Below are 10,665 nucleotides of genomic sequence, written 5' to 3'. Positions count from 1 at the left end.
ACCGAACTCGTCACCGACGCGCTCGGCATGGCCATCACCCGTCGCAGTCCCGAACCGTACTCGGCGATCCTACATTCTGACCACGGCTCGCAATTCACGTCCTGGGCGTTCGGGCGCCGACTGATCGAGGCGGGACTAGTCGGTTCCATGGGCTCGGTCGGCGATTGTTACGACAACTCGATGGTCGAGTCCTTCTGGGGGACGATGCAGCTGGAACTACTCGACTCCAGATCCTGGAAAAGCCGCGCCGATCTTGCCAATGCGATATTCGAGTGGATAGAGTGCTGGTACAACCCGATCAGGCGCCACTCCAGCATCGGGATGCTCAGCCCAGCCGACTACGAAACAGCCCACACCCCACCACACCAAGATCACTGACCCCACACCGTCAGTGTCCGGCGCAGGGGGCCAAGCTCACTCCCCGATGAGGTCGGTGGCCGCGCGGCCCCCGACTGACGCCTGGTGGTACTGCTCGAACAACCGTCGGAAGTAGTCGACATCGGCGGGATCGTTCATGTCCGCCGATGCGACCTCCAGGCCCAGCACGACGACGTCGTCGTAGATGTGGAATCCGCCTCCGGTGAGCGGTTCGGCGACCGGCTGCTGCATCGGGAGGATCCGCAGGTCGACGTGCGGCACCCCGCAGACGGTCCGAAGCGCGTCGAGCTGTTCGGCCATCAACTCTGGTGAGCCGAGCTGCACCCGCAGCGAGCCCTCGGTCTGGACGAGGCGGTACCGACGGTTGGTGTCGGTCAGCATCGCCTCGAATCTCTTGCGACGGTCTGCGACGGCCGGGTGGTCCTGGTCCACCTGCATCGCGAGCGCCGCGTAGGCGGGGGTCTGGAGGAGTCCCAGGACCATGCCGGTCTGGACCGCGTCGACGCTCTGCGCTTCACCCTCGATGCGACGCCACCGCTGCTGGGCGTGCAGCGTGTTCCCACGCTGCACGACCAGACGGCGATCGCTGCGGCGCTCCCGCGCTTCCCGCACCGCGGCCTCGATCTCCGCGGCCTGAGCCGGGGCACCGTAGGCGCGGCACAGGGCCGTCACCACGGCGTCGTCCGGGAACTGTCCGCCCTGCTCGATCCGGGAGACGTCCTGCTGCGTGATGGGCTTGTCCGACGGCGACAGGAAGGGGTTCGCTGCGCTTGCTGCCTCCGGCTGCGTCAGGCGCACACCGAGCCAAAGGGTGCGCAGTGCGCTGGCCCAGCTCGGCCGGGTGACGTCGTCGCGGGAGGCGGGCATCGGGCTCCTATCGTGTCAGCTGCCGGTGCAGCTCCGGATGGCGGTGCCACCACGTCGTCACCGGCTCGGCGACGTCCCAGCACGCCGAGATCTCCCGCCGCGCCTCGCGCACGAGCCGTGGCGCGGACTCCGCGCCCAGGAACTGGCCGTCGACGTCGTAGTGCATGCGGGCGAGGTCCCGGTCGTTGATCAGCCAGTAGTCGAAGTCGAGCAGCTGGGGGATGAGGTGCCCGCCGTGGCGCAGGACGCGCACCTCTTCCCCGGCCTCGACGTTCTGCAGGTATCCGAACTCGATCGAGTACCGCTCGTAGTCGGTCAGCGCCGCGGAGAGGATCCGGATACGTCGCCGGACCTGGCCGTTCTCGCGCTCCTGGCGCAGATCCTCGACGGTCTCTGCGCGCGCCGCCGAGACGGGCGCGGAGGCGCCGGTCTTCCACGCTTCGAAGTCACCGCCATCCGAGCTCACCGCGTAGGCCGGCAGTCGTTCCATCCTGGTCAGGGTGTCGCCCGGCGCCGCGTAGCGGGACAGGATGAAGTGACCGAGGCTGTCCAGGTATTCGGTCATGCGATCACCGCCAGATCCCGTACCGGGACGGTCCCGAGCTGTTCGTTGCGGGAGACCAGGTCGCCGAAGTGCGCCAGAACTCGCGGGTCCCGCACGGCGGAGGTGATGACGTAGCGACGGGCGGGGTCGAGCACCTCACCGGTCACGTGCCGGGCCCGGTCGAACAGTGCGTTGCGCTCGTCGAGGAATCCGGCCGGTAGCCAGCCGACGATGTCGCCGGCCTCGAGGAGGTCGCGGAACACCGCGTGCTCGGCGGCGGTGGCCAGCTTGGACACGACGTACCTCCTCTCCGGGGCGACGTCGAGGTCATGGACCGACGGGCAGTCCCACTTGTTGGGGCAGTCGTCGGCTGTCGTGATCAAGGTCGTGACCTTCGCCGTGCCCAGCAGTGGGTCGAGCGGCGCAGGCCCCGGTTCAGCGAGCCGATGCTGACGATCCACCAGCGCCCCTTCAGCCCCGACGATCGCTCCGAAGTCGGGCATTGGGAGGGAGACTTGATCACCGGCAGCGACCAGCGCTCCGCGATCGGAACATTGGTGGAGCGCCGCACCCGCCTGGTCCGGCTACTGCATCTGCCGCCCGCGATGCCCGAACTCTGCATCGTGCCCTCGCCGCACGGATGGCTGATCTGCTGCCCGCGTTGCCGCGCTCGATCACGTGGGACCAGGGCACCGAGATGGCCCGCCACGCCGACATCACCGCCGAGCTCGGGGTCCCGGTCTACTTCTGCGATGCCCACGCGCCCTGACAGCGCGGCTCGAACGAGAACATCAACGGGCTTCTGCGCCAGTACTCCCCCGAAGCGCACCACCCTCGACGGGCACAGTGCCCAGCACCTGCTCGCTGTCGAGGACGAGATCAACCGCCGACCCCGGCTGGTCCTCGGGGACCAGCCGCCCGCCGACGTGTTCGCGGCGTTGTTAGCCTCTGCCACCTAACCATCGTTGCGACGTTCGCTGGAACCTGCCCCGCCGCCGTTGACACACCCATTCCGTGGGGTCGTCACTGCCGCCGGGTCGCGGACCGGATCGTGTTCGACAAGCTGCTGCAGTTACACCCGGGTGGTCCAGCGCGACAGGCTCCGACCGGCCGGTTACAGTCTGCGGTGATCCACCACGATGGTGGGGCGCGTCTAGGGTTCCGTCCCCTTTTGCGGGAGTCTGGTCCGAGAGACGCAGGCGGCTTGTCGAGTCGCCCCACGGCGGGACAAAAGCCCGGGAGACGACTGGTTTGGCATCAGTTGCTCTGCTGGTGTCCGATGAGAGGACTCGCCCGTGTCTGAAGCCCTCCGCTGTCACCCGATGACCGCCCGCCCCGGACGCCGCGCTCCGGCGCGGGAAGCGCCGATGGATGTGGCAGACCTACTCTATGGACACTGAGACCGCCGCTCACCTGAGCAGACTTGAGGGGCCCGGTCCAGCCCGCTGAACGTTCCGGTTATCGGCCGGACGCGCCGCCGCCGCGGACTGCCCCCTTAGCTTCGCCGGGGCGGTCGGTCAGTAGTGACTCAGGCAGGCAGGAACAGCACCCAGCTGCCATCGGCATCAGACATGAACGACATCCCATCGACACGGGGCATGACATGGCATGACCGGTCCGCTCGTCCGGAGAACCGCTGAGAGGGAAACCCGGTGATATGAGATTAACCTGCGCAGCCTCGTCTAGGAGCCGCAGATGAAGGAACGGGCTGTTGAGGCTTTGGATCAAGTCGACCAGCGCTATCACCTAGCCGCGGGGTTGCGTCAGCAGCTCAACAAGGTCTTCCCGACCCACTGGTCGTTCATGTTGGGCGAGGTCGCGCTCTACAGTTTCATCATCGTCGTCCTCTCGGGTGTCTACCTGGCGCTGTTCTTCGACCCTTCGATGGAAGAGGTTGTCTACAACGGCCCGTACGACCCGCTGCGTGGCGTGCACATGTCCCGGGCCTACGAGTCGGCGCTCGAGCTGACCTTCGAGGTTCGCGGTGGGCTGTTCATGCGCCAGCTGCACCACTGGTCCGCGCTGCTGTTCGTGGCGTCGATGATCTGCCACATGTTCCGGGTGTTCTTCACCGGAGCGTTCCGTAAGCCCCGCGAAGCCAACTGGGCGATCGGGATCAATCTGATCCTGATTGCCACTTTCGCGGGTTTCAGTGGCTACTCTCTGCCCGACGAGCTACTCTCCGGGGTCGGCTTGCGGATCGCCTCCGGCATCACCCTGTCGGTCCCGGTTGTGGGGACCTGGGTGCACTGGGCTCTGTTCGGCGGAGACTTCATGGGCACCGAAATCATCCCGCGGCTCTACATCATCCACGTCCTGGTGCTTCCCGGGATCTTGCTTGCGCTGATCGCAGTCCACCTCGGTCTCGTGTGGTACCAGAAGCACACCCAGTTCCCCGGAGTGAGCAGAACCGAGAACAACGTGGTCGGTGTCCGGATCCTACCGCAGTTCGCGGCCAAGGGTGGCGCGTTCTTTTTCGTCGTCGCTGGCGTCCTCGCCATCGTGTCCGGGCTGTTCGAGATCAACCGCATCTGGTTCTTCGGGCCCTACGATCCCTCGCACATCTCCGCCGGGTCCCAGCCGGACTTCTACATGCTGTTCTCCGAGGGCATGGGTCGGATCTTCCCGCCGTGGGAGTTCTATCTGTTCGACACCTACACGATCCCGTCGGCGTTCCTGCCCACTGCAGCGTTCCTGCCGGTGTTGTTCGTGCTCGCGTCGGCGTACCCGAAGATCGAGCGGCGCTTCACCGGCGACGATGCACACCACAACCTGCTCCAGCGACCGCGGGACGTCCCGGTCCGCACGGCCCTGGGGTCGATGGGGATCGCATTCTACCTGTGGCTGGTGATCTGCGGGTTTAACGACTGGATCTCGCTGTTCTTCCACATCTCGCTCAACGCGACGACCTGGGCCGGGCGTCTCGGTCTGCTGATCGTGCCACCGATCGTCTACTGGGTCGCCTACCGGTGGTGCCTGGGGCTACAGAAGTCCGACCGCGCCGTACTGGAGCACGGTCTGGAGACCGGCGTCATCAAACGGCTCCCGCACGGGGCGTATACCGAGGTGCACCAGCCGCTCGACGGTGTCGATGAACACGGCCATCCCGTCAAGCTGGAGTACCAAGGCGCCCCCGTTCCGAAGCGGATGAACGAGCTGGGCGCTGCCGGCCGCGCCGTACCTGGAACCTTGTACACCCCAGACCCGGCCGCCGAGACCGTGGCACTGGACCGGGCCCGTGAGCAGCTACGTGAGCAGGAGCGCGCCGCGTCGAAACGGTGCGCCGGAGCTACCGCGGATCGCCGCTCCGACTCTCATGATGCCGACGAGATGGCCAGCCGTCCCTCCGAAGGGAGTTGACCTCGCGATGCGCACGCTTGATCTGGTGTGGGCGTGGTGGGACTACCGGTGCCGCGTCACAGAACTGAACCGTGTCGAAACGATTCTGCGAGACTTCCCGCACGTGGTGTTTCACCTGCGCGACGCTTTCGATCTGGGTCCTGATGGGCTGGGCACCGATCTTGCCTACGCCCGGATGAACCGCCGGGGAGACCTCCTGTCACTCGCTACGACAGCTCGGCGCATCGATGCCGCGATGTCCGAATGGCACTTAGTCGTAACCCGCTCACAGAAACAGCGAGGAACGCCGCTGACACTCCCCCAGGAAGAAGGCCGGTCCTGGGCTCTCGCACTGTTCGGAACCCAGCATGCGGCATCAGTGACAGTCGGCGTAACGCTGCCACTGGACGAGTTACCGGCCGAGTTCCACAACGGGATGCACTATGCCGTACGCGTCAACCGCGACGCCCGACCGATATCGACCGACGCGGGCGAGCGATAAGAGGAACATGGCCAACCTTACGATGGATCTGAACGGAAAACGTGGAGTGAGCCTTTGCCAACCTGGCGTTCGTGCTGGTCAGGACCAGTACGGCGTGGCGTGGCCTCGCATGGGTGAAGCTCCTGGTAGACGGGCGATTGCTGAGATCGAAACCGTCTAACCAGGAGCTTCAAGGTGCTGTCCTACCTGTCGGGGATGACCGTGTCCAGCCGTGTCCAGCCGTGTCCTGCACGTGCTCGCTGATGCGCTGCGTACGCATCGCAACCAGCGTCGGAGCCGGTGGCGGAAGCTGTCGGCGGGCCGCCAGGCTCTGCTCGTGGTCGCTCACCTGCGCAAGGGTGAGACCTACGCCGACCTGGCCTGTGGTTTCCGGGTCGGGACCTCGACGGTCTACCGCTACCTGCGCGAGGGGATCGAGCTGCTTGCGGCGATGACCCCGACCCTGGCCCAGGCGATCGAGGTCGCCGCCGGGAAGGCGTTCGTGGTCCTCGACGGGACCCTGTTGCGCATCGACCGGGTCGGGATGGCGTCGGGCTATGACCGGGCATTCTCTTCCGGTAAGCACAAGCGCCACAGTGTGAACGTGCAGGTCATCGCCGACAGCTCGGTCCGCACGCTGACCGAGGCGACGTCGCGGTCGATCTCTGCGCTCGCCGCCTGCGGCTGCGTCAGACCGGCGTCGAGCCGGAGGGTGCGCAGTGCGCTGCCGCACGTCGACCTGCGGATCCTCCCCATGCAGCAGCCGGTCGCCGAACCGCTCACCGGCGGCGGATTCCAAGGGTGGCGCGTTCTTTTTCGTCGTCGCTGGCGCCGCGAACTGCGGCAAGGATCCGGACACCGACCACGTTGTTCTCGGTTCTGCTCACTCCGGGGAACTGGGTGTGTTTCTGGTACCACACGAGACCGAGGTGGACTGCGATCAGCGCAAGCAAGATCCCGGGAAGCACTAGGACGTGGATGATGTAGAGCCGTGGGATGATTTCCGCACTGTCTCGGCATCGCTGCGCGCCTTGGTCGGTCTGGCCGGCGGTCTCACGGGTCCACAACGCCATCTCCAACGCGTCGAGGGGCAGCTCGGTGGGCATCGAGGTGGCGGTGCGCCAGCCGACGATGCGCCGCGAGTACAGGTCGGAGACGAACGCGGTGAACGCGGTCCCGGCCCAGGTGGGTACGTAGGTGAAATCCACGCACCACACGGCGTTCGGACGCTCGGCGCTGAAGGCCCGGTTGACCAGGTCGGGGGGCCGCGCCGAGGCCTGATCGGCCCGGGTCGTGACCACGTGGCGGTGCCCGCGACGGACACCTGCGAGCCCGCCGGTGTGCATGAGTCGTTCCACCGTGCACCGGGCCACTGGGTGGCCGTCGACGCCGCCCTCGCGGCGCAGCTGGTGATAGACCTTGCGGACCCCGGACCCCGTACAGGCCCCGGCCCAGCTCAGGATGAGCGTGCACCCGCCGGATCTCGGCCAGCACCCGCTCGTCTCGCACCTGGCGGGCCGAGGGCCGTCGGGTCTTGGCGGCGTAGTAGCTGCTCGGGGCGATCGACAGATCCTGCGCGCGCAGGACACGACAGATCGGCTCGACCCCGAACTGGTCCCGGTGACCGTCGATGTAGTCCACGATCAGCGTAGTCCACGATCAGCGCAGTCGGCGGTCGAGCTCCGCCGAGGCGAAAAACGCCGAGGCGGTCTTGAGGATCTCGTTGGCCCGCCACAGCTCGCGGTTCTCCCGCTCGAGCGCGGCGATCCGAGCCGCCTCGGCGGTCGTGGTCCCCGCCGCCCAACCGGCGTCGATGTCAGCTTGCTTGCACCAGCCACGCAGCGTGTCCGCCACGATGTGTCAACGGCGGCTGAATCTGAACCCCCCGGCGTCGGGTGAAAACGGACCCCCTGGCGGTGGTTGTTGATCGGTCAGTCGTCGGTCTTGAGGCTGGCTGGGACGCGACCGAGGTCGCGGTCCTTGAGCCGGTAGCTGTCGCCCTTGAGGGAGATCACTTCGGCGTGGTGGACGAGGCGGTCGATCATCGCGGCGGCGACGACGTCGTCGCCGAAGACTTCGCCCCAGCGGCCGAAGGGCTTGTTGCTGGTGACGACCAGGCTGGCGCGTTCGTATCGGGATGAGACGAGTTGGAAGAACAGGTTCGCCGCTTCGGCTTCGAAGGGGATGTACCCGACCTCGTCGATGATCAGCAGTGGGACCCGGCCGAGTTTGATGAGCTCGTCTTGGAGTCGGCCGGCGTGGTGGGCCTCGGCCAGGCGGGCGACCCACTGCGCGGCGGTAGCGAACAGGGTGCGGTGCCCGGCCTGACAAGCCCGGATCCCGAGCCCGACTGAGAGGTGGGTCTTCCCGGTCCCGGGCGGGCCGAGGAACACGACGTTGTCCTTGGCGGTGATGAAGTCCAGCGTCCCGAGATGGGAGATCACCTCCCGCTTGAGGGAGCGCTGGTGGTCGTAGTCGAAGTCCTCCAACGATTTCCGCGCGGGGAACCGTGCGGCGCGGATGCGTCCCTCGCCGCCGTGGGCCTCGCGGGCGGCGACCTCGCGTTGCAGGCAGGCGGCCAGGAACTCCTCGTGTGTCCAGCCCTCGGCCCGGGCGCGTTCGGCGAGGCGATCGACCGCGCCGGCCAGCGACGGGGCCTTCAGTGCCCGGGGCAAGAACACAATCTCCGCGGCGACGTTGCGCCCGGAGCCGGCGGTGGCGGACTTGGTGGCCATCAGGCGCTGACCTGCCCGTCGAGCCCGAAGATGCGGTCGTAGTCATCGAGGCTGCGGTATTGGACCTGCGCGTCGACCGGAGCGCTCGGTTGCTGTTGGCGGGCTCGTCGCAGGATCGCCGCGGCGGCGGCGTGTTGGGGGTCGGTGATCGTCTGGTGCCGGGCCCAGCACCGGTCATGGCGGGCGACCACGACGCCGTCGCAGGAGACCTGGACGTCCTCGAGACCGCCGGTGACGGTGACCCGCCGCCCGACCGCGCGAGGGTGCACCGAGTAGTCGTTGGCATCGATGCGGACGTAGTGATCCCTGGGCAGGCGCAACGAGTTCGTCCAACCCGACACCGGCGCGACCGGCGGCAACGTGAGCATCTCGGCCAGGTCCGCGGCCCACCGCTCGACCGGGCGGCAGCCCAGACGACGATGGACTCGGCGGTTGGCGCGGGTGATCCAGTCGGCGAGCTGGGCGTTGAAATCGCCCGGGCCGGTGAAGGTCCGCCCCGGCAGGAACGAGGTCTCCAGATACTTATTGGCCCGCTCGACGAGGCCTTTCGCCTCCGGATCAGCCGGACGGCACTGAATCACCCGCAGGCCCAGCGCGCCGCGGAACGCTGTCATCGCCTCCGTGAGCTGCGGGCGCCCGCCGCGCCAGGACCCGACCGCGGACTCGTTGTCCCAGACCAACGCCCTCGGCGCCGCGCCCCACCCCGAGAGCAGAGCCCAGTGCCCGGCCAGCAGGTCCGGGCCCTGGCGCGAGGGCAGCATGCGGGCGGTCATGATCCGCGAGTAACCCGACACCATCACCAGCACCGGCGGGCGGCCGACCTGTCCGGCGCCGAGTGGGATGTCGACCGGCGGGAACCACAGATCGCACTGGACCAGCTCGCCCGGGAGATACTCGGAGCGCGAGGCCGGGTCCGGCGGGACGAACAACGGGCGCAGCTCTCGGACCCGGTCCTTGAGCACCGTCAACGACCGGTCCCAGCCGATCCGCTCCGCGATCACCGTCGCCGGCATCTGCGGCCAGTTGGCGAGCAGCTCCCGAATCTGGGGTTCCACCGCATCGACCACCGACCCGCGGGCGGGGCGCTGATACTTCGGCGGCTCGTCCGCGGCCAGGGCCCGGCGCACCGTGTTGCGCCCGACCCCCAGCCGGCGCGCGATCGCCTTGATCGGCATCTTCTCCGCCCGATGAAGCCGACGGATCTCCGCCCAGTCCTCCACCCTCAGCACCCCTCACAGTCAGCCCGGGGGTCCAGACTCACCCGACGCCAGGGGGTCAGTTTTCAGCCGTCGTCAGCACGATGCCCAGCTGCGGGCCGATCCACTTGCACGCCGCGTTGATCGACAACTGTGGCTCCTGCCGGCGGGCCTCGATCACCATCCGCTTGGCCCGCTCACGCATCTCCTCAGAGTGCTTCCTTGGTGCTGACACTGAACCACTCTCCCGTGGGTTCAGAGTGGTTGGCCCCGGGTTCGGTGGAGTCGGGTAGCTGGAATTCTGGTCGCCAGGACCGGATCGACAAGGGTCTGCAGCCGGGCCTGACCAGCACCGAGAAGGCCGAGTTGACCGCGGCGAACCGACGGATCTCCGAGTTGGAAACCGAGCTGGCGATCCACCGCCGGGCCTCGGAGCTACTGGGGAAGGTGGTGCCCCCAAAAGGATCTACGAAGCGGTCGCGGTGATGGCCGGCGAGGGGCTGTCGGTGCAGATGGCCACCCGGGTGCTCGGGGTGGCCGAGTCCGGCTACTACGAGGCTCTGACCCGTGCACCGTCAGCGCGGTCGGTTCGTCACGCGTGGCTGCTCGACCAGATCCGTGAGGTGCACGTCGCGTCGAACGGCACCTACGGGGCGCGGCGGGTGCACGCCGAGCTCACCCTCGGGCGCGGCATCGCGGTCGGGCACAACGCGGTCGAGATGCTTATGGCCCGCAACGACATCCGAGGGGTCACCGGGCGGCCGCGGTGGAAGCGTCCGCGTCCGGACCTGATCGCCAAGGACCTGGTGGATCGGGACTTCGCCCGCCACGGGCCGAACCAGCTGTGGGTCACCGATATCACCGAACACCCGACCCGCGAGGGCAAGGTGTACTGCGCGGTGGTGCTCGACGTGTACTCCCGTCGGGTCGTCGGCTGGTCGATCGACGCCTCGCCGACGGCGGCGCTGGTGACGAACGCGCTCGGGATGGCCATCGACTCGCGAACACCACCGGCCGGAGCGGCACTCCACTCCGACCACGACCCGGGGGGCGAATTCAACTGGTCGTCGCAACACCTCTGATCGTGGAGGTGTTCGGCAGTGGCGACGAAAGACTGGGGCGTGA

General features: G+C 67.6%; 12 protein-coding genes, 3 pseudogenes, 1 riboswitch and 1 other annotated feature. Of the genes and pseudogenes, 6 read left to right on the top strand and 9 right to left on the bottom strand.

Translation table 11 applies throughout. The features are described from left to right. On the top strand, window positions 1–378 hold a 378-nt coding region (locus tag FVA95_RS25870), incomplete at its 5' end, for an integrase core domain-containing protein (RefSeq protein WP_149666456.1). A 36-nt stretch (window positions 379–414) separates the two neighbouring features. On the opposite strand, the gene FVA95_RS25865 is transcribed toward FVA95_RS25870, so the two are convergent. The 3 genes from FVA95_RS25865 to FVA95_RS25855 are packed head-to-tail and all read right to left on the bottom strand — an operon-like array spanning window position 415 to window position 2,172. Continuing rightward, a complete protein-coding gene (locus FVA95_RS25865; RefSeq protein WP_149666455.1) occupies window positions 415–1,245 on the bottom strand; it encodes a Scr1 family TA system antitoxin-like transcriptional regulator in 831 nt (276 codons plus the stop codon). 7 nt (window positions 1,246–1,252) lie between these two features. Next, window positions 1,253–1,810 carry a DUF6879 family protein gene (locus FVA95_RS25860; protein WP_149666454.1) on the bottom strand — a complete coding sequence of 186 codons (558 nt, stop codon included), beginning with the start codon at window positions 1,808–1,810 and terminating at the stop codon, window positions 1,253–1,255. Then, window positions 1,807–2,172 carry a hypothetical protein gene (locus FVA95_RS25855; protein ID WP_162557701.1) on the bottom strand — a complete coding sequence of 122 codons (366 nt, stop codon included), beginning with the start codon at window positions 2,170–2,172 and terminating at the stop codon, window positions 1,807–1,809. The genes FVA95_RS25860 and FVA95_RS25855 overlap by 4 nt, the downstream gene beginning before the upstream one ends. Window positions 2,173–2,429: 257 nt before the next feature. On the opposite strand from FVA95_RS25855, the gene FVA95_RS33575 reads away from it, so the two are divergent. From FVA95_RS33575 to FVA95_RS25835, 4 genes and pseudogenes are all read left to right on the top strand, one after another. Further along, window positions 2,430–2,558, top strand: a complete 129-nt coding sequence (locus FVA95_RS33575; protein WP_255474693.1) for a hypothetical protein — start codon at window positions 2,430–2,432, stop codon at window positions 2,556–2,558. 373 nt (window positions 2,559–2,931) lie between these two features. Then, a riboswitch (guanidine-I (ykkC/yxkD leader) is annotated at window positions 2,932–3,033 on the top strand. A gap of 451 nt (window positions 3,034–3,484) precedes the next feature. Further along, window positions 3,485–5,149, top strand: coding sequence for a cytochrome bc complex cytochrome b subunit (locus FVA95_RS25845; protein ID WP_149666452.1), 1,665 nt, complete (start codon window positions 3,485–3,487; stop codon window positions 5,147–5,149). A gap of 7 nt (window positions 5,150–5,156) precedes the next feature. After that, window positions 5,157–5,630: a hypothetical protein gene (locus FVA95_RS25840; protein WP_149666451.1), complete on the top strand. Its 474-nt coding sequence runs from the start codon at window positions 5,157–5,159 to the stop codon at window positions 5,628–5,630. Between the two features lie 211 nt (window positions 5,631–5,841). After that, window positions 5,842–6,249 (top strand): annotated as a pseudogene (locus tag FVA95_RS25835) (transposase family protein); the annotation flags it as partial. Window positions 6,250–6,454: 205 nt separating this feature from the next. Here the strand turns inward: FVA95_RS25835 and FVA95_RS34335 are convergent. From FVA95_RS34335 to FVA95_RS33560, 6 genes and pseudogenes are all read right to left on the bottom strand, one after another. Then, a pseudogene (locus FVA95_RS34335) lies at window positions 6,455–6,613 on the bottom strand (cytochrome b N-terminal domain-containing protein); the annotation flags it as partial. A gap of 33 nt (window positions 6,614–6,646) precedes the next feature. Then, window positions 6,647–7,198: pseudogene (locus tag FVA95_RS34330) on the bottom strand (DDE-type integrase/transposase/recombinase); the annotation flags it as partial. Beyond that, window positions 7,164–7,311: a sequence feature (AL1L pseudoknot), on the bottom strand. (Overlaps the previous pseudogene by 35 nt.) Continuing rightward, on the bottom strand, window positions 7,269–7,463 hold the full coding sequence (locus tag FVA95_RS25825) for a hypothetical protein (RefSeq protein WP_149666449.1): 195 nt from the start codon (window positions 7,461–7,463) through the stop codon (window positions 7,269–7,271). (Overlaps the previous feature by 43 nt.) Window positions 7,464–7,540: 77 nt before the next feature. After that, entirely contained in the window at window positions 7,541–8,344 is an 804-nt protein-coding gene (gene istB / locus FVA95_RS25820) for an IS21-like element helper ATPase IstB (protein WP_149666448.1), read from the bottom strand. After that, entirely contained in the window at window positions 8,344–9,573 is a 1,230-nt protein-coding gene (gene istA, locus FVA95_RS25815; protein WP_149666447.1) for an IS21 family transposase, read from the bottom strand. The genes istB and istA overlap by 1 nt, the downstream gene beginning before the upstream one ends. 46 nt (window positions 9,574–9,619) lie before the next feature. Beyond that, on the bottom strand, window positions 9,620–9,745 hold the full coding sequence (locus tag FVA95_RS33560; RefSeq protein ID WP_255474692.1) for a hypothetical protein: 126 nt from the start codon (window positions 9,743–9,745) through the stop codon (window positions 9,620–9,622). A gap of 88 nt (window positions 9,746–9,833) precedes the next feature. Between FVA95_RS33560 and FVA95_RS25805 the strand changes: the two genes are divergently transcribed. Further along, window positions 9,834–10,622: an IS3 family transposase gene (locus FVA95_RS25805; RefSeq protein ID WP_368667365.1), complete on the top strand. Its 789-nt coding sequence runs from the start codon at window positions 9,834–9,836 to the stop codon at window positions 10,620–10,622. Window positions 10,623–10,665 lie beyond the last annotated feature (43 nt).

It is taken from the genome of Pseudonocardia sp. EV170527-09, assembly GCF_008369905.1.
Taxonomy (GTDB): domain Bacteria; phylum Actinomycetota; class Actinomycetes; order Mycobacteriales; family Pseudonocardiaceae; genus Pseudonocardia.
Note: the sequence above shows the minus strand (reverse complement) of the source record. Positions and strands in the feature narration are given on the sequence as shown.